This is a genomic window from uncultured Capnocytophaga sp. (assembly GCF_963525585.1).
Classification (GTDB): domain Bacteria; phylum Bacteroidota; class Bacteroidia; order Flavobacteriales; family Flavobacteriaceae; genus Capnocytophaga.
On record NZ_CAURLX010000025.1, the window covers coordinates 1 to 24,244 of the forward strand.

The window sequence follows — 24,244 nt, forward strand, 5'->3', positions numbered from 1 at the left end:
TTGCGCTCTTTACCGAGGTGCCTACCACCAATACCAAGGATATCAATACCCATTTGCACACTATGCAAAAGGCTTGGAAGGAGCGGGGTATCTCTTTTCGCTATAAGGGAGACTCTACCAAGGCATCGCTTATCTCAGCAGTTTTCCATTCCCAAATCACCCCTGAGGAAAATACCCTTTTTGTAGGACACGTAGGAGTATTGGTTCCCTATGAGGGCAAACTTCTTTTTGTGGAAAAACTTGCTTTCCAAGAGCCTTATCAGGCAATTATTTTTGATAATCGCACCCAGCTAAGTGATTACCTAATGAACCACTACGATGTGGAATGGGAGCAACCCAATGCAATTCCGTTTATAATGGAAAACAATGCATTAATGGAAGGTTACCGTCCCAATCCGTATAAGAAAGCAAATCTATAGTTTAAAAGCTATCCTGAAAAGGATAGCTTTTTTGATATTAGCTATTCTCCCATTTTTCTTCTTCTAGGTTGATTTGCCTTTCGAAAGATCGGATAAGTTCCTCATTGATACGAGGGTTTTTGTTCATCTGTTCAAGGAAATCCCTTTGGTGTCGTAGGATTGCAATATATTTTTCACGGACTTCAGGGGTAGCACTACACTTAGGAGTGTCCAAGTGGAATTGCCATATGTCCTTTTGATTCTGTAGGAGAAAACTATTGGTAATGCCTTCCTTATAGTGGATGTCCATATATTCCAAAGCTACACGAGCAAGCTCCTTACGGATAAGGGTTTCTGCTTCTATATCAGGAATATGGTCATCATAGTCAGGGAACTTCACCCACTTAATGAGAAAAGGAAGGGTAAGTCCCTGGAGGATAAGAGTTACCAGAATAACGATAAAGGTTATATACAGAATGAGGTTACGGTAAGGGAAAGGCGCTCCATTATCCAGCGTAAGGGGAATAGAGAGGGCTACCGCTAGGGAGAGAACTCCTCGCATCCCAGCCCATCCTAGAATTAGTGGAACACCAATATTGTGATACCTACGTCCGTCAGCTACTTTGATAAACCGTTTCATAATTTGGGTGGTAACAATTGCTCCATAGGCACACAAAATACGTACTCCAATGAGAGTTCCTGTAATAAGCAATCCATAATAAGTGGCGGTAGTAAGGCTGATTCCTTCCTCCCTTATCCCTTCAAGAATCTGAGGAAGACTTAGCCCTATGAGAGAGAACGCTAAACCATTAAGAATAAAAATAATATTGTCCCATACAGCCATCACTTTATTACGGGTGGAGGCGGGGAAGATGGTATTCCTATGATGATGTAAGTATACCCCTCCAGCCACCACAGCCAGTACGCCTGATGCTTGAGCCTCGTTGGCAATCATATACATAAGGTAAGGAGTCACAAGGGTAAGAACGATGTCCATATTCGCATCGGTGGGGAGCCACTGGTGTAGGAGCTTAAGTATCCATCCTATAAGAAGTCCTATAAGAAGTCCTCCGAAGACTACCCAGAGAAATCCTCCCGCCATCTCATACCATACGAACTGCCCTGTGGTAACCACCAGAGCTGCAAATCGGAATACAATCAAAGAGGAGGCGTCATTCAACAAACTCTCATTTTCTAAAATTGTAGATAACCGATGAGGTACTTTGACAAACTTAAGAATAGCCGAGACACTTACCACATCGGTAGAGCCTATCACTCCTCCAAGTAGGAAGCCTAAGGCAAGGGAAAATCCAGGTAAGACCATATTGGCAACCCAAGCCACAGCTGCTGCGGTAATGAATACAACTATAAAAGCAAAACTCAGGATAATACGCCTCCACTTCCAAATCTCTTTCAGTGAGATAGCCCAAGAATCGGCATAGAGTAGGGGAGGAAGAAAAATAATTAATACCCAGTCAGGGTCTATAGTAACATTAGGTAAGTTTGGAGTCATTGCCATTACTAACCCTCCCAAAACTAGAAGAATAGGATAGGCGATTCGGATACGATTGGCTAACATTGTCAGCGCAATGATTACAATAAGTAATAAGAGCAAGTAAGGAAAGTAGGCAACCATAGGAAAATATTATTTTACCGATGCAAAGATATAAAAAAGTTGTTTTAAGAGGAAGAAAAATAAGACAAAAACATCTTTTATGTAAAAATAAAGCAAAAGGAGGGGATAAGATTCTAAGAAATCTTGATAAAAAGGTATGTTTTTAACAAGAAAGAAGAGTTTTTTTTAAGTTTTCCATAATAAGGATGAGAAAGTGGTGAATCGCAAAAAAACGGTCAAAAAAGTGGGTTATATGAGAAAAAAAACGTAACTTAGCACCACTTTTCAGATAAATAAAAACATTTATATATGAAGGAGTTTAGAATAGAATCCGACCTCTTGGGAGAACTACAAGTTCCCAAAGATGCTTACTATGGTGTACAAACCCAACGTGCCATAGAGAACTTTCACATTTCAGGAAGTAAGATGAGTGATTATCCTGAGTTCATCCGAGCTTTCGCTTTTGTAAAATTAGCAGCTGCTCAAGCCAATGCTGCTTTAGGGGTACTTCCTAAAGAAATAGGAGCCGCAATAGAAAAAGCCAGCCAAGAAGTAATAGATGGAAAGCTCCACGACCAATTCCCTGTAGATATGTTCCAAGGAGGTGCAGGTACCTCTGTAAATATGAATTCCAATGAGGTAATTGCTAACCGTGCTTTGGAAATTCTAGGATATGAAAAAGGAGACTATGTACATTGTTATCCTAATGACCACGTGAATTGCTCTCAGTCTACCAATGACTCTTATCCAACAGCCATTAAGCTAGCGTTATTCAATATGAATAAAACATTGGTAAAACACGTAAAAGAGCTTGCAAAGGCTTTCCGTGCCAAAGGACAGGAGTTTGCCAATGTAATTAAGATGGGACGTACGCAATTACAAGATGCTGTTCCGATGACTCTCGGGCAGGAATTTGAAGCTTATGCAGTGAGCCTTGAAGCAGAGATTGCTACACTTGAGAAAACAGCTAAATCATTATTAGAAATTAATATGGGAGGTACCGCTATAGGTACAGGACTTAATGCCCCTCACGGTTATGCAAAGCTATGTACAGAGAACTTAGCTAAAGCCACTGGAGAGGCATTTGTACTTTCTCACGACTTGGTGGAAGCTACTCCTGATACTAGTTCTTATGTGTTCTACTCTTCAGGATTGAAAAAATTTGCTGTAAAACTTTCTAAGATATGTAATGACTTACGTTTATTAGCTTCAGGACCTCGTGCAGGATTGAGCGAAATCAACTTACCTCCTATGCAACCAGGGTCATCTATTATGCCTGGAAAGGTAAATCCTGTAATTCCAGAAGTAGTGAACCAAGTGTGCTTTAAGGTAATTGGAAATGACCTTACCGTTACTTTCGCAGCTGAAGCAGGACAATTGGAGCTTAACGTAATGGAACCTGTGATCTGTCAGTCTATTATGGAATCTATCGTATTCTTACAGAATTCAGTAGATACCCTTAAGGATAAGTGTATAGTAGGTATTACAGCTAATCGTGAAGTATGCCTTAATATGGTGAAAAATAGTATAGGTATTGTAACAGCCCTTAATCCTTACATAGGTTATAAAAACAGTACCAAAATTGCTAAAGAAGCCTTACAGACAGGTAAAGCAGTGTATGACTTAGTCCTTGATCACGGATTGCTTTCCAAAGAAAAATTGGATGAAATCCTTGATCCTAAGAATATGATTGTGGCTAAATAAGCAGCTGAATACTTGTATCATAATGTTTTTTAGAAAGCTCTCCTATTTTGGAGAGCTTTTTTTAGTTTGAATATGTTCATTATGAGTAAAAAAAGAATAGATAACAGATTCTGTTATCTATTCTTTTAGTTAATTTCAGAGAACTACCATATTTTGATACGATCTTCAGGTTTTTTATAGAGCTTATCACCTTCTTTTACATCAAACGCCTTATACCAGCTATCTACATTGGTTAGTGGTGCAAAAGCACGGAAATAGCCAGGAGTATGAGGGTCTGTCTTCACCTGGTTAGTCATATAAGCATCGGTGGAGAGGGTACGCCATACAGTTGCCCAAGAGATAAAGAAGCGTTGTTCTTGGGTAAAGTTACTGATTTTTTCTATCTTTCCGTGGTCATTTAGGTACATTTGTAAGGCATCATAAGCAATGTTTACGCCACCTAGGTCAGCGATATTCTCTCCATTGGTGAAAATACCATTAACAAAGATTCCTTTTACAGGTTCATACTGGTCAAATTGCTTAGCAAGAGCCGCAGTAACTTTTTCAAAGTTTTCTTTATCAGCAGGAGTCCACCAGTTTTGAAGGTTTCCTTCAGCATCGAACTCGGCACCACTGTCATCAAATCCGTGTGTAATCTCGTGGCCAATTACAGCACCTATACCTCCAAAATTCACAGCAGGATCAGCTTCAAAGTTGAAGAATGGAGGCTGTAGGATAGCTGCAGGGAATACGATCTCATTATAGAGTGGATTGTAATATGCATTAACCGTTTGAGGAGTCATCCCCCATTTGCTCTTATCTACGGGTTTGCCTACTTCCTCTTCTAAGCTTTTCTGGTAAGCCCATCTGGCTACCTCACGTAAGTTTTCAAAGAGAGAAGCTTGCCCATTAAGCTGGAGCTTACTATAGTCCTCCCATTTATCAGGATAACCTACTTTTACCTTGAAAGTGCTAAGCTTATGAAGAGCTTTTTCTTTAGTATCTGCACTCATCCAAGTTACATTCTTAATATGTTCAGCAAAGCTCTTATTAAGGTATCCTACAAGGGTTACCATTTCTTCCTTAGCTTTGGCAGGGAAATATTTTTCTACATATAGTTTTCCGAAAGCTTCTCCTACAACCCCATTGATGAGGGAAAGAGCACGCTTGTTCATAGGGCGTTGCTCCTGTTGTCCTCTGAGGTATTTGCTATAAAAATCAAAAGAGAGCTCGTCTAGAGTGGCATCTAAGTTGGTAGCATTATTGGCAACAAGCTGGTAGCGAAGGTAATCCTTTATTAAGGGTAAGTTCTTTTCATTGAGAAACTTATCATATTCTTTGTATAAACGAATTTCACTAACCACCACCTTATCGGTATTTACCCCTACTTTCTTGAGGTAAGCGGGGAGATTAAGGTTTTTCACGAGCTTGGAGAGTTCCTCCATTGTCTGAGGGTTATAGCTACGATTTGGGTCGCGATCTTCCTCATTGGTAAGCATCAGTTTGGCGAGGTCTTTCTCAAAAGCGACCTGTTGAGCAGCTTTCTCGGCAGCCTTTGGCTCTCCTAAGAGCTTAAAGATATCCGTTACAAAAGTCTGGTACTTAGTGATAGCCTCTGTATTGCTATCACTTTCTTTTTGGTAATAATCTCTTCCGAGTCCGAGCCCAAAATTACCCAGATAGATAGTATTCTGGTTAGAATCCTTCATATCAGCATATACGCCCCAGCCACAGATAGGGTTTTCTCCTAGAGGGGTTGCCTCTTCTAGGTAAGCCTGTAGGTCAGAGAGGTTTTGTATTGCTTGAATTTTCTTAAGGGTAGGCTCTAGAGGGGTAAGTCCTGCTTTGTTACGAGCATCCATATCCATATAGTTCTTGTAGAGAATTTGTATTTTTTCTCCCTCACTTCCAGCTGGATATTGTTCCTTTAGGAGGTTATCAAGAATGGTCAGGCACTGCTCGTCAGTTTCTTCCCGAAGCATATAGAAAGTACCCCAAGAAGGCTTATCGGCAGGGATTTTGTTAGTCTTCATCCATCCTCCATTGACGAAGTTATAAAAATCATCTTGAGGACGTACAGAGGAGTCCATAGCAGAAAGGTCTAAGCCTTTGTCAGTTGTTTCTTCTTTCATACTGTCTTTTTTAGTAGAGTTGCCACAAGCCACTATAAGAGCTAGGCAAGCACAGAAGGGAATTTTGTTCATATTTTTTAGGAATTGATGAATTATTCAATATTTTATTACCGTTACTTAATAGAGAAAGTCAGTCCTTTGTGTTCTCCTAAGCCATAATAGTGCTTAAAGTTATAGATGAGAGGTTCCCACTTGAGAGGATTTATCTTATTTCCTTCTATCACCAAGTCATCTTCAGCGTGTACTTGTACAAATTCAAGTTCTACTAAGGCATAGGTATCGCGATCAATGATATTTATTACCTTAGCTTCGGCCTGTATGGGACACTGGGCTATACGAGGAGGGCGTACCTTTTCAGAGGCTAATTGGGTAAAACCTCCTAGTGTAAATTTATCCTCAGTATGGGTGTATTTACTAGCTTTCTGAGGAGGGACAGGGTTCTTGGCGGTATAAGGAGCAATCGCCTCCACTTGTTCCCACATCTGGGCAGTAGGGAGGTTGAAAACAGCTTCAGGAGTACTCTTAACATTATCATACACCTGATTGAGCTTGACCAAGGCGATGACGGCATTTGTTCCCAGAGTAAAAGTACAGGAGATAGGAGTGATATCTGCCTTTCCTTTCTCGTCAAGAGTAGTAAGTAATACTACAGGGAACCCATAGTAGAACATATTAGGTAGAAATGATTTCATAATACTTTATGATTTAGAATAATAAGGCAAAGATACAAAAAATAATGATTGGGAATAAGTTATTATTTGTTAATTCTAATTTTAGAAAATTCAGAAAAATATTGGGTTGTCCAGAAAGGACAACCCAATATTTATTAACTGATTAAAACTACCAAACTTTTACACGTTCTTCGGGGGATTTGTAGAGCTTGTCTCCTTTTTTTACATCAAATGCCTTATACCAAGCATTGATATTAAGGAAAGGAGCATAGGCACGGATTGCCTGAGGGGTATGAGGGTCTGTTTTTAGCTGATTGATAAGGTATTTTTCTCTGGCTACTGCCCGCCATACGGTACACCAAGCGATAAAAAAGCGTTGGTTCTGAGTAAGTCCGCTGATTTTGCCTACTTTTCCATGATCTTTAAGATAGAGTTGTAGCGCATCGAAAGCAATATTGACCCCGCCAAGGTCAGCGATATTCTCCCCACTGGTAAGGGTACCATTGACAAAATGCCCTTTTACCGGTTCGTATTTGTTAAACTGAGTAGCAAGAGCTCCTGTTACTTTCTTGAAGATTTCCTTGTCCTGAGGAGTCCACCAATTCTTAAGGTTTCCATCAGCATCGAATTCAGCACCACTATCATCGAATCCGTGAGTCATTTCGTGTCCGATAACGGCTCCTATACCTCCGAAATTTACAGCAGGATCAGCATCGAAGCTGAAGAAAGGGGCTTGAAGGATAGCTGCAGGGAATACAATCTCATTACCTTGAGGATTATAGTAAGCATTCACGTTCTGAGGGGTCATTCTCCAGCGGGATTTATCCACAGGCTTCCCTACATCAGCTAGGCTCTTTTGGTAGCGCCAAGCTCGTACATTGGATACGTTTTCAAAATAAGAGGCTTGTGAAGCTGGAGCAATGGTCAGCTGAGAATAATCAGTCCATTTGTCAGGATAACCAACCTTTACTCCCATTTTAGCTAGCTTAGCCAATGCTTTTTCTTTGGTAGGGGCAGACATCCATTCTACTTCCTTGATGTGTTGAGCAAAACTCTTCTTAAGGTAGTCAATCAGAACAATCATTTCTTCTTTTGCCTTAGCAGGGAAGAATTTTTCTACATAGAGCTTTCCGAAAGCCTCTCCTAATAATCCATTAATGATACCCAGAGCCCGCTTATTCATAGGGCGTTGTTCTTTGATTCCTTTTAGGTAGGTACTATAGAAGCCAAAAGAAAGCTGATCTAGCTCTTGGTTTAGTGTATGTGTATTATTTGCGATGGTTTGAATCTTAAGATAATCCTTAAGTAAGGGTAAGTTTTGTTCATTTACAAAGCTATCATAAGCCTTATATAAGCGCATTTCTCCTACGATTACCTTATCGGTATTGACCCCTACATTCTTGAGGTATTCAGGCAGATTGATGTTCTTGACTAAAGCTGATAACTCATTCATTGACTGAGGGTTATAAAGAATGTTAGGGTTTCTTCTTTCCTCATTAGTATACATTAGCTTTGCGATATTTCGCTCAAAATCAACAATTTGCTTAGCTTTTTCTGCTGCATTTTTCTCTTTGATGAGGTTAAAAAGAGCAGTGAGATACTCCTCATACTTAACGAGAGCTTTGGTATTGCTTTCGCTTTGTTTTTGGTAGTAATCACGAGCCATACCTACGGAAAAAGCTCCTAGATAGACAGCATTAACTTGGGAATTCTTTTTATCGGCACCTACACCCCAATCACAGATAGGATTACCTCCTCTTCGGGTATCCTTTTCTAGATATTTTTGTAAGTCTGAGAGATTTTTTATTTGGTCAATCTCGTCAAATTGACTTTGGAGGGGGGAGAGTCCGTCCGCATTACGTCGGTTCCAGTCCCGATAGCTTTCATATAGGTCTTTTATTTTCTGCCCTTCACTTCCTGTAGGATAGGTCTCCTTCAGGAGATTATCTAGAATGGTTAGGCAGTTCTCATCAGTGATTTCACGAAGCATCGTAAAGGAACCCCAATTGGTTTTGTCCGCTGGAATTTCGGCGGTTTTCATCCAATTTCCATTGACATAATTATAGAAATCATCTTGGGGGCGCACTGAGGTGTCCATAGCTTTGAGGTCTATTCCACGTTCTATAGGATCATTTTTCTTATTAGAATGGGAACCACAAGCTACCAAGAAGCTCAAGGAAGCATACAAACAGAGTTTTTGTACATTCTTATTCATAAAAATATAGATTTTTTTCAGATGTTTTATCAAGCTTAAGGTGCTGTTATTTGGCTCAGAATGCTCAAGCAAGCAGGGATATTCCCCTCTCGGTAACGGCGTGCCCAGAAGGTGAAAGCCCATCGGACGAAATAACTGCCATAATTATATCTATCATCCTGAAATTCATTAATATAATATCTGTTAAATAAAGATTGTAGAGCTTCTACCTGAGTATCAGGATCTTCTTCTCTATCCATTATTTTCAGGATTTCCTTATATAGTTTATCGTTTTCTTCCATAAGAGGATATATAGCCATAAGGTATTCTAATTGCTGTGCAAGGCTGAATTCTCCTCCTTTACTAGGCTTAAGCTGATGGGTTTCTTCCTTCATTCGGCGTACGATTTCATCGCCGAAGTAATGCCAGAAAGATTCTAATTTTTTATTATCCCGATTTATATATTTCTGGAGGTGATAGAGGGTATGCTGATTTTCGTAATATTGCGCAAAATAACGGTTACTTTCGGGAAGAGGTTTTAGGTAAGGGCTGAATTCATAGTATTCTGTACCATAAGTATAACTGCGCTCACGAAAGAGTAGGTCCAAGGAATCTGTATTGAATTGGTTAAAATTCCAATAAAAATCCTCAGAGGAATCTTCTTCGGAATAGTCCTGTCCCCCTCCATCTTCTTCATAGCCGTTTTCGTCATCATAATACGCATCATCATAGTCATAATCTGAATCATCAGACTCATAATAGCCGTATTCATTAGGAGTAGTATCGGTTCTTTGATAAGTATAGAAGCTTACACCTAAGCCGTAGAGCATTATTAAGCCTGCAAGGATCAAAGCAGAGTTTCCTAATAAGTTAATATGCTTTTTTCTGAGAAATTTTCCTAATAGAAATAGAGGGAACCCAACGGAAAAAAGATAGATGAAAATAAGTCCTGTATGATCCTCCCATAGGCTGTAATAGTAGATATTGCGGAAAAACCACATCACAGAGGCTATTTCAAGAACACCTATATAAATAAGCTCTCCCCAGAGGATATTCCTTACCCAAGGAGATAGAGACTTGGGCGCCTGTCGCTTAGCAGTATACCACAAAGGAGCTATCAGGGCACCTAAGAATAAGCTTAAGGCAAAGAAGCTCACACTTACAATAAGAGTAGTTACTGATGAGAGGTGAAAGGAATTATCTAGATCCGTAATAGTATCCGATATAGGAGTGATAGTAAGTAAGGTAAAAAGTGTATCCTTAAAGAAATAAAATTGGAGATCACTATAGAAGAATTCGTCTAGAAAAATAAGCCCTATACCTAAGAGAATGCTTATGGAGACTAAAGCCAATTGTACCCATATGGTAGCGTGCAAAAAATAGTTTTTCATTGAAAAAATGACTTTTATATAAGACGCAAAAATAAGAATTTTTTCAGAAAAAGACAAGTTTTTCTTCTATGAATTACCATTCTCTTATCCAATGATTACAAATAAGGTACCTCAAAGATTGATTTTTCTGAGAAAGAGAGAAAACATCTAAATTTTTTTTGTAACTTTGCTCCAGATAACTAAGCAATATTATGGAAACAGCGATTGTAGCAGGAGGGTGTTTTTGGTGTATGGAAGCTATCTATAGGCGGCTTGTAGGAGTAGAGGAAGTGGTCTCTGGCTTTATAGGGGGTAATGTGATTCATCCTACCTATAAGCAGGTATGTAATGAGGAGACAGGTCATGCTGAAGCAGTACAAATCACCTTTGATCCTCAGCTAATTACTTATATGGAAATTCTTGAGATATTTTGGCAAGCTCATGATCCTACCTCTCTTAACCAACAAGGGGATGATATAGGAACTCAGTATCGCTCAGTAATTTTCTATACCTCAGAAGCCCAGCACCAGCAAGCTCTCTTGAGCAGAGAGCAGGCTCAGAAGCTGTACTTTGAGGCGCCTATTGTTACTGAAATTCTTCCTGCAATGGAGTTCTATCCTGCACAGGAGGATTATCACCAGAACTATTACGAAAATAATACTGATAGAGGCTATTGTATATTCTCTATTGCTCCTAAAATCAATAAGATACACAATTTGTTCAATTCTAAAATTAAACCTCAATACCAAACAATAGAAAATGAAAACCGAACTCAAAAAACTCTATGAAGGGAATCTACCACAGGTAACCCTCCTTACCAGTGCCCTTGAAGAGGCACAGATAAGCCCTATTATCAAGGATCCAATGACTTCTGCTTCTATTGCAGGTTATGGAGCTTTAGGTACTGATCAGCAAGTATTTGTCTTTGAAGACCAATGGGAAAAAGCCAATGAAATCCTCCAAGAGCTAAATCTCAAAAGTGAATGATAAAGCTGATTGTTTCCGATATGGATGGGACACTCCTGAACACCAATCACGAGTTTCCCAAGGATTTTATGCGTCTTTTTAAAGCCTTACAACAGCGAGAAATCACCTTCTGTGTGGCAAGTGGTAGGCAATATACGAGTTTGCTTCAATTTTTTGCTCCTATCAAGGAACAGATGAGCTTTATTGCCCAGAATGGCACCTTACTAATGCGAAATGATAAGGTGCTTTATGAAAATACTCTTAGTCCCTATCACCTACAACGTATCCTTTCAGTAGTGAAGCCTTCTTCACAGGTAGCTGTAGGATTGTATTCTAGGGCTCATACATATCTTTTCCCAACGACTCCCTATGCAGAATCCCAAGTACGTATCTATAACACTTCGGTGATTAAGGTAAGTGACCTTAGTGAGGTGCCTGAACCTATTAGTCAAGTATCCCTTTATGACCCTATTAATGCTAGGACGAATACTCTTCCTACACTCTCTGTTCTGGCTCAGGAAGGGCTTACCATTACTCTTTCAGGGACTCATTGGATAGATATTACCAATGCGGGAGCTAACAAAGGAGAAGCTCTTGTTGCCCTTCAGAAAGCCTTGGAAATCACTCCTGAACAAACAATGGCTTTCGGTGATCACCTTAATGATATCCAGATGATGAGGCAGGCTTCTTTCAGCTACGCAATGAAGAATGCAGAGGAAGAAGTCAAGGCGGTTGCTAATTATATAACAGAAAAAGATAATAATGAGAATGGAGTGTTAAAAACAATTGATAAAAAGTTAAATCTAAATCTTTTTTCTTAACAAAAAAGAATGCTATCTTTTTTTGGATTCTTCGTTTTTGTTAATAAATTGAATTTTCCAAATAAAAAGGAGGAATTAACTAAACTTTAAATAGGGATATTGCAGTATTCTTAGAAAGACGTACTTTTGCGCCGTGAAATTTTAAGCGCTCTTTGTTTAGAATTATTTAGAATTTTTCTAAACAGTAAAAAGAGGTAAGTCTTAAAGAAAAAATGTAAAATGCTTCAATCTAAAAAAATGTTTTTTACTTGGGTAGAGAGCTTATTAGTTTCATTAAGTATCACTGCTCTTATTACACTACTCTTACTTCCCTCCTTGGGAACCCGTGAAGACCTTCACCAAAGCCTGAAAGTAGAAACACCAAAGCCTGTGGCTGTACATCAGGATTTCGTACCTCTTACAGAACTATCCGTTCTTATCAGAGAAAGTAATAACCTTATTGGGTTCAGGGAAAAAATGGGGTATCGAGAATCCCGAAATAACTACTTTATTACCAATCCTTATGGGCATATAGGGAAGTATCAATTTGGAAAATCAGCCCTTAAGTTCTATGGTATTTCTGAAAAGGATTTTCTTAACAGTCCTTCCTTACAGGAAAAGCTCTTTGATAGGAGCCTCTCTCATAATAAGTGGAAACTACGCAATGAAATCAGAGATTATTCAGGCAAATACGTAGCGGGAGTATTGGTTACTGAATCAGGGATTCTTGCTGCAGCTCACCTAGTAGGGGTTAATAGTGTGAAATCTTTCTTTAAGTCCAAGGGCAAAAGTATGTATGCCGACGCCAATGGTACTACCATTACTAATTACCTCAAGAGCTTTCAGAATTTTGACCTCTCTCAGATTCCTGCGAGTGAGTATGACGGTAGAAAGATTATATAGAAACGTAATAAACTGATTCTAAAGAGACTTTCCAATATGGAGAGTCTCTCTTGTCTTTAACAAGAGCTAACAAATAATTGTTATACATTTAACCACGCTGATACTTGTTTCACGAGGTGATATACACTAATTTTGCAGTCTGAATGAAAAATTTTCCTATAGGGATATTCAATAGGATTATTTTTCGTATTTTTGCTATCTTAAACAGTGAAGAGATGTTAGAGAATATTCTTTTAGAAAATGCAAAAAAAGCTGTTGAGGAGTGCTATGGGGTATCCATAGAGAAACTAGAACTTCAGCAGACACGTAAGGAATTCGAGGGAGACCTTACTCTTGTGCTTTTTCCTTTGCTTAAGCTCATCAAAGCCAAGCCAGAGGAAATAGGAGAGCGTATAGGAGCTTATTTGGAAGCACAAGTGCCTGAAATAATAGGTTATAATGTGGTCAAAGGCTTTCTAAATATAGCTATTGCCGATCATTATTTCTTGCAGTTTCTACAGGAAATTCTTCCCAACAAGGCTTATGGAAAGGTGTCTGTTACTCAAGATGCACCTGCAATTATCGTAGAATACTCTTCTCCTAATACCAACAAACCTCTGCACTTGGGGCATATCCGTAACAATCTCTTGGGCTTCTCTATGGCGAAGATTCTAGAGGCAACAGGGAAAAAAGTATATAAAACCCAGATTATCAATGACAGAGGAATACATATCTGTAAGTCAATGGTGGCTTGGCAACTTTTTGGTAAAGGTGAGACTCCTGAAAGTACAGGAATCAAAGGAGATAAGCTCGTAGGAAAGTACTATGTGCTTTTTGATAAAGCCTATAAGGAACAAATAGAACAGCTTATCTCAGAAGGAAAAACCAAAGAAGAGGCTGAGCGTACTGCCCCTATCTTCCTACAAGCTCAAGAAATGCTTCGTAAATGGGAACAAGGTGATACTCAGGTGCTTGCTCTCTGGAAGCGAATGAACCAATGGGTATATGACGGCTTTGCAGTAACTTATAAAAACCTAGGAGTTAGCTTTGACAAGAACTATTATGAAAGTGAGACCTATCTATTAGGGAAGGATATCGTACAGCGAGGGCTAGAACAAGGTGTTTTTTATCGTAAGGAAGATGGCTCTGTATGGATAGACCTTACTGAAGACGGACTAGATGAGAAGCTTGTGTTACGCTCTGATGGGACTTCAGTATATATCACTCAGGATCTTGGAACAGCTACTAAGCGTGTAGAAGAAGATTTCCCTAGTACTACAGGAATGATTTATACTGTAGGGAACGAACAGGATTACCATTTTAAGGTGCTTTTCCTCATCTTACAGAAATTAGGTTTCTCGTGGGCACAACAGCTCTATCACCTAAGTTATGGAATGGTAGAACTTCCTAATGGGAAAATGAAAAGTCGAGAAGGCACTGTAGTAGATGCCGATGATCTAATGCAGGAAATGGTATTTGTTGCCCAAGAACTTTCTCAGGAATTGGGCAAGCTAGAAGGCTATTCTCAGGAGCAAAAAGAAGAACTTTATCATATCATAGGATTAGGCGCTCTTAAGTATTATATCCTTAAGATAGACCCTAAAAAACGAATTGCTTTTAATCCAGAGGAATCTATAGACTTTCAAGGGAATACGGGTCCTTTTATCCAATATACATATGCTCGTATTCAGTCTATTCTGCGTAAGGCAGGAACCCAAGAGACTTTCTCAACCAATATTTCCTTGCATCCTAAGGAAAAAGAACTCCTTAAGCTCCTATTGCTCTTCCCTGGAGTAGTCCAGAATGCAGCTCTTACCTATAGCCCTGCTGTAATAGCTAATTATGTATATGAGCTCGTGAAAGAATTTAACTCATTCTATCAGAATGTCTCTATCTTAGGGGAAGAAGACCTTCAGAAGCGAGCCTTCAGAGTACAGCTCTCTGCCAAGGTAGCCGAAGTAATTGCTATAGGATTCGACTTATTGGGAATTCAGGTACCAGAAAGAATGTAATTGTTTTTGAATTTTTTCCATAAAAAAACTGTCCCCGAAAGGGGACAGTTTTACAAATCAAAAAACAATAAACATTATGATTAAAAACGAAACCCTAAGCGAACTCCTGCATTAGGCTCTACAGCCCAGAACTTTTCATTAACAGCACTGCTGAAATTGCGTCCTATATTTACATAAGGAGCCACTACAAACTTACTGTTGAATACCCAAGCATAACCAGCTCCTACACCTATGATGAATGCATTCAAGCTTGTATCAGCTTCTCCATCTTTGGTATATTTACCAAAACGTGCTTTGATAAAAGGATTAAGATAGACTCCTACTGCATCGGTAGAGTCAAAATAATAGTTATATCCAACCTTAAAGCTCGTAGCATTGAACTTCCCTCCATTTTTAGGAAAGTAAGAAAAACGGTCAATAAAGAACAGTTCTCCATCTACTGACTGGTTGTCATCCAAGTAATACTCATATCCCAATTCCACCGAAGGAACTGCAATTACATTAAGGATATTAAGCTTTACTTCATTCTTATACGTCTGAGCAAAGGCACTTAAAGAAGTGAGTACCAATGCCATTGAGAAAAATAATTTCTTCATAATGGTGAGTTTTTATTTTTAAAGTGCAAAAATACTATTTTTTTTGGAATAAACTAATTTTATAGTCGAAAAATCCACCCTAAGGCGAGCATTGTTTCAAAGAAGAAGAAATCGTGATGTGCGCGATCGCTTTTACTCATTGTGGTACGAACATCATACATATTAATGTAACCACCACGGAGTTCTCCCACTAGCATCAGATGCTTGAAAAGAGCTACGTGTAAGCCTGCCTTAGCATTCATACCTACTCCTGCGACGTGGAACTCGTCATAACGCTCGCGATTAAGAATCTTAGTATTAGTCTTAGGATAAAGAACTCCAAAGCCTAATCCTTCTGTAAGATTGATTTGGATTTTGTCAGTATTGCGGATGCCAAAAAGGCTAGAGATATCATCCACACGAGCTCCTTCCACAAGTACATAGTTAAGTCCATCGGTATGTTCAAAAGTAAGGAAGTCCTCAGTGAGTACTTTATCTACATTATTATAGACTCCATCGTGAGCAGTTCCTGCATTCACACGACCATTTATTTTTACTGTTTGGTCTTGCACCATTACATACTTCATATGATCCACTCCTGCGGAGATTGTCCAGTTATCCCCTACATAATAGCCTAATCGGAAGTTTGTTTGTGGGATAGTCATACGCAAGGGGTTGATATAGTCAATATGCCAGCCTTTAGGTCTGTCTACTGCTTCTACATCATTGATGGTGAATTGGTAATCGTCACCACGGAAGGTAATATCAGAATTGGTATAATACCCACGATTACCTCCCCAGAAGAGGAAGAATTTACCTTTGTTCTTTTCTGTATATCGCTCCTGTGCTTGGGTACTTCCCACAACTGCTAAGAGTAACAAAAAAAATACTTTTTTCATTTTTTAAAAATTTTATGAATTTCAGGGCGCAAAAGTAGGAAATAATTATGAAAAAACAATGATTGGAATAGGTATTTTTTCCTCCTCAAATCTTCTCCTGCTTTTAGCCTTTTAGCTCTTAAGGAAATACTTATTTTTCATTGAATAAGGAAAGGATTCGTATGGCTTTCTCTATGGAATGTATCTGCTCAAAAGAGAGGATAAGGCGTAAGCCATTACGGGTTTCTTTCTCTGAGAGTCTGCATTTATCATTATTACGCTGAACAAAAGTAAGTACTCGTTGGAAGGCATTGCTTTGGTAGAACTTACTCTGTTGGTCAGGGATAAAGTAGCCTATCATCTTGCCCTGCTTCATTATCAGTCGTTCCATTCCCATCTGTGAGGCAATCCACTTGATGCGCACCGAATCTAGTAAGTCCTTTGCTTGAGTAGGAAGAGCACCAAAACGGTCTATTAGTTGTAGTTCATAGGAAGCAAGTTCATCCTCATCCTTGAGACTACTGAGCTGGTTATACAGCTTCAAGCGTTCGGAGATACTATTGATATAGTTATCAGGGAAAAGGAGTTCAAAGTCGCTATCAATCTGTGTATCAGTAACAAAAGAGGCTTCTGGTTCTGTTTCGGCATAGAGGTCGGCAAATTCGTTTTCCTTGAGTTCTAGCACTGCTTCTTGGAGAATTTTCTGGTAAGCATCGAAACCAATGTCATTAATAAAACCACTCTGCTCACCTCCTAGAAGGTCTCCTGCACCACGTATCTCAAGGTCTTTCATTGCAATCTGGATACCACTTCCTAGATCGGAGAATTGAGCGATGGCTTGGATACGCTTTCGAGAATCTTCCGGAAGTTCAGAGAGAGGAGGAGTAATGAAGTAACAGAAAGCTTTCTTATTACTGCGCCCTACCCGTCCTCGCATCTGGTGGAGGTCAGAGAGACCAAAGCGTTGTGCTTGATGAATGAAAATGGTATTAGCATTGGGAACATCTAATCCGCTCTCTATAATGGTGGTAGCTACAAGGATATCATAATCTCCGTTGATAAAGGCGAGCATCACTTCTTCCAGAGCTTTTCCTTCCATCTGCCCGTGCCCGATGCCTATACGTGCATCAGGTACCAATCGCTGGAGCATTCCTGCTACTTCTTTGATATTTTCTACACGGTTATGGATGAAAAATACCTGTCCGCCCCGTTGTAGTTCATAGGATATAGCATCACGGATAACCTCTTCACTGAATGGAATTACTTGACTATCAATAGGGTATCGGTTAGGTGGAGGGGTGGTAATTACCGAGAGGTCTCGAGCTGCCATCAGGCTGAATTGGAGTGTTCTCGGGATTGGGGTTGCCGTAAGAGTGAGCACATCTATATGAGCTCGTAGGGTTTTGAGCTTATCCTTGACTGCTACCCCAAACTTTTGCTCTTCATCTATGATGAGTAAGCCTAAGTCCTTGTATTTGACTTTCTCGCCTACAATCTGGTGAGTTCCTATAAGGATATCTATTTTTCCTTCAGAGAGGTCGGAAAGAATCTGATTTTTTTCCTTGGTCGTGCGGAATCGGTTCAGGTATTCTATTCGTACAGGAAGCCCCTTAAGACGCTCAGAGAAGGTCTGGTAATGCTGAAAGGCTAAGATGGTAGTAGGAACCAATACAACTACTTGCTTGCTATTATCCACCGCCTTGAAAGCAGCACGGATAGCAACTTCTGTTTTCCCGAAGCCTACATCTCCACATACAAGCCTATCCATAGGGCGTGGGCTTTCCATATCCAGCTTTACTTCTTGTGAGGCTTTACTTTGGTCAGGAGTGTCTTCATAGATAAAAGAGGCTTCAAGTTCTTTCTGTAGATAAGAATCTTGTGCAAAGGCGAATCCTGTAGCTTCTTTACGAGCAGCATAGAGTTTGATGAGGTTGAAAGCAATTTGCTTTACTCGGGCTTTGGTTTTCTGCTTGAGGGCTTTCCAGGCTTGGCTTCCTAGCTTATAGAGCTTAGGGACAGTGCCTTCTTTGCCATTATATTTGCTAATTTTATGTAAGGAATGGATACTCACATAGAGTACATCTCTATCCCCATAGAGGAGCTTGATAGCTTCCTGTTGCTTGCCTTCTACCTCTATTTTCTGAAGTCCAGCAAACTTCCCTATACCGTGGTCTATATGGGTTACATAGTCCCCTACTGTAAGCTGGTGAAGCTCCTGTAGGGTGATAGCTTGCTTCTTGGTATAGCCATTACGAATGGAAAATTTGTGATAACGTTCCAGAATCTGGTGATCAGTATAACAGTTGATTTTGTTCCCAAGGTCAGTGAATCCCATAGCAATAGGGAAAGGAAGGAGTTCGCAAGGAACCTCTCCTTGCTGTAGTTCCGAGAAGATATCTAGAAAACGTTGCGTCTGTTGTTCAGTAGCACAACAGATATAATTGGTATATCCCTCGGAATACTTCTCCTGTAGGTGCTTGGCAAGGAGCTCAAAGCGTTTGTTGAATGAAGGTTGTGGGCGCATTGAGAACGAAACAGCTTCGCCACTTTCTCCTAAAGGGTCTACAGGATTGATTTTGATAAAATAACGACTTTCAAAGGCGCGAGTTGCTTCCTCTTCACTACAGAAAAGAGCCGAAGGACTCAGGTGTGCTACCCCATCAGAGAGGGAAGCAAAAGTTTCTTCTGCCTTCTGGAACATTTTTGCCCATTTAGGAGCAAAAAATTCATAATCTTGGGTAAAAATAAGTGTATTGGCAGGGAGTACATCTAGGAAAATAGAACGTTTTTCACCAGCTAATTTATTCTCAATGTTAGGAATAATAGTTACCGAAGGCACTCGTTGGATAGAAAGTTGGTTTTCTACGTCGAAAGTACGGATGCTCTCTACTTTATCCCCAAAGAATTCTATACGATAAGGAGTGTCATTCGAGAATGAAAAAATATCCACAATCCCCCCACGGACAGAAAATTCACCAGGTTCACTAACAAAATCTGTACGTATGAAATTATACTCAAAGAGGGTTTCATTCAAAAAATCTAAAGAAAGGGCTTCTCCAGCTTTTAGCAGAAGAGTGTTCTTCTGGAGCTGTTCCTGAGTGATCACCTTCTCAAAGAGGGCTTCACTATAGGAAACGACAACTTTTCCCCTTCCCTGTAATTGGCTAAGGACTTCTGCACGTAGAAGTACATTGGCATTATCGGTTTCTTCACTCTGGTAAGGACGGCGGTAACTACTAGGAAAGAAAAGTACCTGTTCCTGCCCTAGCAAAAGTTCTAGGTCATTGAGTAGGTAAGCGGCTTGTTCCTTATCATCACATACATAGAGAAGAGGTAAGGGAGTTCTCTGGAAAATAGACGCTAAAATCATAGCTGTAGCTGAGCCCACCAGTCCTTCTATATAGAAAGGGGTTTTCTCAGCTAGGTATTGTTCTATATGGGTGAGGGTTTCTTTCCTCAGTAGGTTTTCAAGGAGAAGTTCTTTATTCATTTTTGGGCTAAAGTTATCAGGATTTGTTTGTTTTTTAGCAGTGCAAAAGTACAATAATTTCAGAAAAAATACGTATCTTTGCGGAAAGAAAATACAATGAAGCTCATAACCTTAGGTTGTCATAGTGCCTGCCCACGTGATAGGGCACGTACCACCTCTCAGCTATTGGAATTCAGAGGTCATCTGTTTCTGATTGATTGTGGAGAAGGTACCCAGATGGCTTTACGCCTATCCAGTGCCAAGTTTGCCCGTATTAAGCACGTTTTCATCTCTCACCTACATGGAGACCACTTTTATGGACTTCCAGGGCTGATTTCTACTTTTCAGCTACAAGGGCGTGAAGCAGAGTTGCATATCTATGCACCTCAAGGGGCTAAGCAGGCAATTGAGCTGATGCTTGAGGTCAGTGGAGGTTATAAGAGCTTTCCTGTTATCTTCCACGAACTTACTTCTAAGAAAAGCGAACTTATCTTTGAAGATGATCGTCTTACAGTACGTACACTACCTTTAGACCATCGTATCTATGCCAATGGTTTTCTTTTTCAGGAGAAACCTCGTGAGCGTAGGCTGAATGTAGAGGCTGTACGCGCCTTAGGAATCGAGCGGTGTTATTTTCAGAATATTAAGGACGGAAAAGATGTAATCCTTGAGAATGGAGAACGTATTGCAAACGAACGCTTGAGTTTTCCTCCCCCTCCTTCACAGAGTTATGCTTTTTGTAGTGATACAGCCTACTTACCTTCCTTAATACCTCTGATTCAGGGTGTACAAGTGCTCTACCACGAAGCTACTTTCTTAGAGGATAACATAGCTCTAGCTGAACGTACCAAACATTCTACAGCCTTACAAGCCGCACAGATAGCCAAGGAAGCAGGGGCTAAAACTCTTATTCTAGGGCATTATTCTTCACGTTATAGAGAAAAAAGTCTTTTTCAAGAAGAAGCGCAAAGGGTATTTGCTCATACGCTCCTGAGTGAAGATGGAAAAGAATTTGTTTTTGCAGATGAGGATTAAAGTTGTATCTTTGCCCCTCAAAATGCAAACATATGTTATATCAACTTCTTAAAACAACACATTCCCTAACTGCCTATTTGGTGTTGGGATTCTTGCTCTTTTCAGTAGTTAATGCACTCTTAGGACTCTTGCAAAAGCGTGCATACACTAAGAAAGATTTGCGTATTCATCTTTTTGCCCTTATCTTTACCCATCTACAGGTGACTTTAGGACTTATTCTTTATGTAGTAACTCCTCTCCTTCAGAGCTGGGGAGCCTTGGGAGCTAAGGTAATGAAAGATGCCTACCTAAGAAAAATGCTTGTAGAACATCCTTTTGGGCTTGTCGCAGCTATTCTTATTACCATAGGATGGTCATTACATAAAAAACAAAAGACTGACCGAGGTGCTTTCAAGAAAATTCTTATCTTCTATGCCATAGGATTGCTTCTTATTCTAGGGGTGCTTCCTTGGAAAACGTGGTTAGCGTTCTAGCAATGGAAGAAACGGTAAAGACCTATACAGTAGCCGAAGCTAAGGAACGAATGGAACGCTATTGTAACTATCAAGAGCGTTGCCATAAAGAAGTACTCCAGAAGCTTAGGCAGATGCGAATGATTCCCGAGGCAATAGAACTAATTATAGCAACTCTTATTCAAGAGAATTACCTTAATGAAGAACGCTTTGCTAGAAGTTTTGCTAGGGGAAAGTTTCTGTATAAAAAATGGGGAAAGGTACGTATCATTCGGGAGTTGAAATTTCGTGAAATATCTCCTTATAATATAGAATGTGCAATGCAGGAGATAGAGGATGAATATGAAGAAGCCTTTGATGCGCTTGCCCAAAAGAAAGCTGATACCATCACTGAGAAGAATATCCAAAAAGCTAGGCGTAAGCTTGCTGATTATCTACTCTATAAAGGATGGGAATCTCAGAAGGTTTATCGTAAAGCTGTAGAACTATTCCCCTATGACTAATTTCCAGCTCTTCAATGTGCATACACATAAGGCTTTGTCAGCTAATGAGGTACAGAACTGCTTTCCTTCATCTTCCTATGAAGGAGGGCGTTTCTCGGTAGGAATACATCCTTGTTATATAGAAAACCCTCAAGAGCAGTGGCAACAGCTCTTACAGAGAACTTCACTTGAAAAATGTGTAGCTATAGGTGAATGTGGTTTGGATAAGAGAGCTTCTACTTCTATCACAGAGCAAATCTCCCTATTTGAGAAACATATAAGGCTTTCGGAAGAACTCTGTAAGCCATTGCTTATCCATTGTGTAAGGAGCTATGCTGAAATTATTCATCTGTACAAGAAGCTGAAGCCTAAGCAATTATGGGTATTGCACGGTTTTCATAAAAACGAATCAACGGCTCTTTCTCTACTAAATGTAGGAATAAAACTCTCCTTTGGGGAAGCTCTTCTATATGATCAGCGTCTTCAACTATTGGCTCAACAATTAGATGTCTCAGATTTCTTTTTGGAGACAGATGAATCCTCTCTACCTATTGAAAGGCTCTATCATCAGGTAGCTTTATGGAAAAAAAGCACCCCAGAGAAGCTCTCTGAGGTGTTTCAGACAAATTTTTTCAAACAAAGATAATTATTCCACTGTAACTGATTTAGCTAAGTTACGAGGTTGATCTACATTGCATCCTCTCATAATTGCAATATGGTAGGAGAGAAGTTGTAGAGGGATAACACTTAGGATAGGAGAGAAGAGCTCATCTACCTCTGGAATTTCTAAGCTATGGTCAGCTATATCTGTCATTTGCTTATCCCCTTGAGTTACAATAGCAATAATTTTCCCTTTTCTAGCTTTGATTTCTTGAGCATTGGAGACTACTTTTTCATAATGACCTTTAGAAGGTGCAAGAAAGACAACAGGCATATTCTCATCAATTAGAGCAATAGGTCCGTGTTTCATCTCAGCAGCAGGATAGCCCTCAGCGTGAATATAGGATATTTCTTTGAGCTTTAAGGCACCTTCTAGGGCAACAGGGAAGTTTAGTCCTCTTCCTAGGTAGATACAGTTATTCACATCCTTATATTCTTGAGCAATTTCTATAACTTTATCCTTGGTCATTTCAAGGGTTTGTGCTACCAATTCTGGAATATGAGAGAGTTGTTGGCAGAGTTTCTTATAGTTATGATGGTCAAGAGTTCCTTTTCTATATCCTAAGTGAAGTGCTAGCAGAGTAAGGACAGTAAGCTGAGTAGTGAAAGCCTTGGTAGAGGCAACCCCTATCTCAGGACCAGCGTGGGTATAAGTGCCAGAGTCGGTAAGGCGAGCAATAGAAGAGCCTACTACATTACAAATTCCATAGATGAAAGCACCTTTTTCCTTAGCAAGCTTCAGTGCAGCTAGGGTATCCGCAGTCTCTCCAGACTGGGAGATGGCGATAACAATATCTCCAGGATGGATAACGGGGTTTCGGTAGCGAAACTCGGAGGCATATTCCACCTCTACAGGAATACGGGCAAGTTCTTCCAATAGGTATTCTCCCACTTGTCCTGCGTGCCAAGAGGTACCACAAGCCACGATGATGATACGTTCTGCCGATAGGAACTGCTTGAGATTATTCTCTATTCCTGAGAGCTTTGTGGAGAAATCTTCTAGGAGCCTTCCACGCATTGTATCTTGGATGGACTGAGGTTGTTCGAAGATTTCCTTGATCATAAAGTGCTCATATCCTCCTTTTTCAATAGCATCTAAGCTGAGCTTGAGTTCTTGTACAGAAGGAGTTACCTCCTCGTTATTATGGATTTTTCGCACATCGATAGGCTGATTCAGTTCGATGACTGCCATTTCTCCATCTTCTAAGTAGAGGGCATTCTGGGTGTATTCTATGAAAGGAGAAGCATCAGAGGCAATAAAGAACTCTCCTTCTCCTATACCTACTACCAAGGGACTTCCCAAGCGGGCTACTACCATCTTAGTAGGGTTTGCTTCTTCCATCACAGCAATGGCATAGGCACCAATAACTTCATTAAGGGCATATCGTACAGCCGTCTCAAGAGGTACTTGCTCTTTGTCTTTGAGAAATTCTATAAAATTCACTAATACTTCAGTATCTGTATCCGAATGAAAAGTAAATCCTTCTTGTTGTAATCTACGCTTGATACTGAGGTAGTTCTCAATAATTCCGTTATGAACAATCGCAATTTTTCCAGAATTAGACAAATGGGGGTGTGAATTCACATTGTTAGGCACTCCATGGGTAGCCCATCGGGTATGTCCCATCCCATAGCAACTTTCTGCACTCTGAGAGGTTTCCTCAGAAGCTTTTTCTTCTAGGTCTGAGACTTTACCTTTGGTTTTAGTATGAACAAATTTGCCTGCATTCACAATGAATCCTGCACTGTCATACCCTCTGTATTCCAATCGCTTAAGTCCATTAATAATAATGGGATAAGCATTCTTATTTCCTATATATCCGACAATTCCACACATAATAAATACGGTTTTAAATCAAGTGCAAAGATACAATTTTTTCGATATAAAAAAGAAAATATGTACCTTTGTACCCAATTCAAGCAAAAATAGAAGGTTTTATTAAGAAAGTAGCTTGGTTAAAGAAAAGAAA

20 protein-coding genes are annotated in these 24,244 nt (G+C 39.8%); 11 read left to right on the top strand and 9 right to left on the bottom strand.

What is annotated here, in order from left to right:
- A partial coding sequence (locus tag RYK20_RS06935; protein WP_314894892.1) for a DUF4300 family protein occupies positions 1-419 on the top strand: 419 nt, incomplete at its 5' end.
- A 37-nt stretch (positions 420-456) separates the two neighbouring features.
- Here the strand turns inward: RYK20_RS06935 and RYK20_RS06940 are convergent.
- Positions 457-2,034 carry a Na+/H+ antiporter gene (locus RYK20_RS06940; protein WP_314894893.1) on the bottom strand — a complete coding sequence of 526 codons (1,578 nt, stop codon included), beginning with the start codon at positions 2,032-2,034 and terminating at the stop codon, positions 457-459.
- 288 nt (positions 2,035-2,322) lie between these two features.
- Here RYK20_RS06940 and aspA point away from each other — a divergent pair, with 288 nt between their 5' ends.
- Positions 2,323-3,717, top strand: coding sequence for an aspartate ammonia-lyase (aspA, locus tag RYK20_RS06945; RefSeq protein ID WP_314894894.1), 1,395 nt, complete (start codon positions 2,323-2,325; stop codon positions 3,715-3,717).
- Positions 3,718-3,860: 143 nt separating this feature from the next.
- Here aspA and RYK20_RS06950 read toward each other — a convergent pair whose 3' ends face one another.
- The 4 genes from RYK20_RS06950 to RYK20_RS06965 form a co-directional block, all read right to left on the bottom strand.
- A complete protein-coding gene (locus tag RYK20_RS06950; protein WP_314894895.1) occupies positions 3,861-5,900 on the bottom strand; it encodes a M13 family metallopeptidase in 2,040 nt (679 codons plus the stop codon).
- Between the two features lie 41 nt (positions 5,901-5,941).
- Positions 5,942-6,520: a flavin reductase family protein gene (locus RYK20_RS06955; RefSeq protein WP_314894896.1), complete on the bottom strand. Its 579-nt coding sequence runs from the start codon at positions 6,518-6,520 to the stop codon at positions 5,942-5,944.
- A gap of 148 nt (positions 6,521-6,668) precedes the next feature.
- Entirely contained in the window at positions 6,669-8,714 is a 2,046-nt protein-coding gene (locus tag RYK20_RS06960; protein ID WP_314894897.1) for a M13 family metallopeptidase, read from the bottom strand.
- Between the two features lie 35 nt (positions 8,715-8,749).
- Entirely contained in the window at positions 8,750-10,084 is a 1,335-nt protein-coding gene (locus tag RYK20_RS06965) for a hypothetical protein (RefSeq protein WP_314894898.1), read from the bottom strand.
- Between the two features lie 191 nt (positions 10,085-10,275).
- Between RYK20_RS06965 and msrA the strand changes: the two genes are divergently transcribed.
- From msrA to argS, 5 genes are all read left to right on the top strand, one after another.
- The gene (gene msrA / locus RYK20_RS06970; protein WP_314894899.1) at positions 10,276-10,851 is read left to right on the top strand and encodes a peptide-methionine (S)-S-oxide reductase MsrA; all 576 of its coding nucleotides are present in this window, start codon (positions 10,276-10,278) and stop codon (positions 10,849-10,851) included.
- Positions 10,823-11,050 (top strand): DUF2007 domain-containing protein, encoded by a 228-nt coding sequence (locus tag RYK20_RS06975; protein WP_297980843.1) that lies wholly within the window; start codon positions 10,823-10,825, stop codon positions 11,048-11,050. Before msrA ends, RYK20_RS06975 begins: the two co-directional genes overlap by 29 nt.
- Positions 11,047-11,850 (top strand): Cof-type HAD-IIB family hydrolase, encoded by an 804-nt coding sequence (locus tag RYK20_RS06980; protein ID WP_314894900.1) that lies wholly within the window; start codon positions 11,047-11,049, stop codon positions 11,848-11,850. Before RYK20_RS06975 ends, RYK20_RS06980 begins: the two co-directional genes overlap by 4 nt.
- A gap of 219 nt (positions 11,851-12,069) precedes the next feature.
- A complete protein-coding gene (locus tag RYK20_RS06985; RefSeq protein ID WP_297980848.1) occupies positions 12,070-12,732 on the top strand; it encodes a peptidoglycan-binding protein LysM in 663 nt (220 codons plus the stop codon).
- Between the two features lie 215 nt (positions 12,733-12,947).
- Entirely contained in the window at positions 12,948-14,723 is a 1,776-nt protein-coding gene (gene argS, locus RYK20_RS06990) for an arginine--tRNA ligase (RefSeq protein WP_314894901.1), read from the top strand.
- 80 nt (positions 14,724-14,803) lie between these two features.
- On the opposite strand, the gene RYK20_RS06995 is transcribed toward argS, so the two are convergent.
- From RYK20_RS06995 to mfd, 3 genes are all read right to left on the bottom strand, one after another.
- Positions 14,804-15,319 (bottom strand): DUF3575 domain-containing protein, encoded by a 516-nt coding sequence (locus RYK20_RS06995; protein ID WP_314894902.1) that lies wholly within the window; start codon positions 15,317-15,319, stop codon positions 14,804-14,806.
- 59 nt (positions 15,320-15,378) lie between these two features.
- On the bottom strand, positions 15,379-16,197 hold the full coding sequence (locus RYK20_RS07000) for a hypothetical protein (protein WP_297980854.1): 819 nt from the start codon (positions 16,195-16,197) through the stop codon (positions 15,379-15,381).
- Between the two features lie 130 nt (positions 16,198-16,327).
- Complete coding sequence (gene mfd, locus RYK20_RS07005) at positions 16,328-19,666, bottom strand: transcription-repair coupling factor (protein ID WP_314894903.1); 3,339 nt, start codon at positions 19,664-19,666, stop codon at positions 16,328-16,330.
- 96 nt (positions 19,667-19,762) lie between these two features.
- Between mfd and RYK20_RS07010 the strand changes: the two genes are divergently transcribed.
- From RYK20_RS07010 to RYK20_RS07025, 4 genes are read left to right on the top strand one after another with little or no spacing between them, the layout of a single operon-like run.
- Positions 19,763-20,680, top strand: coding sequence for a ribonuclease Z (locus RYK20_RS07010; RefSeq protein WP_314894904.1), 918 nt, complete (start codon positions 19,763-19,765; stop codon positions 20,678-20,680).
- 32 nt (positions 20,681-20,712) lie between these two features.
- Positions 20,713-21,153, top strand: a complete 441-nt coding sequence (locus RYK20_RS07015) for a hypothetical protein (protein WP_314894905.1) — start codon at positions 20,713-20,715, stop codon at positions 21,151-21,153.
- Positions 21,154-21,155: 2 nt separating this feature from the next.
- Complete coding sequence (locus RYK20_RS07020) at positions 21,156-21,635, top strand: regulatory protein RecX (RefSeq protein ID WP_314894906.1); 480 nt, start codon at positions 21,156-21,158, stop codon at positions 21,633-21,635.
- On the top strand, positions 21,628-22,260 hold the full coding sequence (locus RYK20_RS07025) for a TatD family hydrolase (protein ID WP_314894907.1): 633 nt from the start codon (positions 21,628-21,630) through the stop codon (positions 22,258-22,260). Before RYK20_RS07020 ends, RYK20_RS07025 begins: the two co-directional genes overlap by 8 nt.
- Here RYK20_RS07025 and glmS read toward each other — a convergent pair whose 3' ends face one another.
- Positions 22,261-24,111 carry a glutamine--fructose-6-phosphate transaminase (isomerizing) gene (glmS, locus tag RYK20_RS07030; RefSeq protein ID WP_314603387.1) on the bottom strand — a complete coding sequence of 617 codons (1,851 nt, stop codon included), beginning with the start codon at positions 24,109-24,111 and terminating at the stop codon, positions 22,261-22,263.
- Positions 24,112-24,244 lie beyond the last annotated feature (133 nt).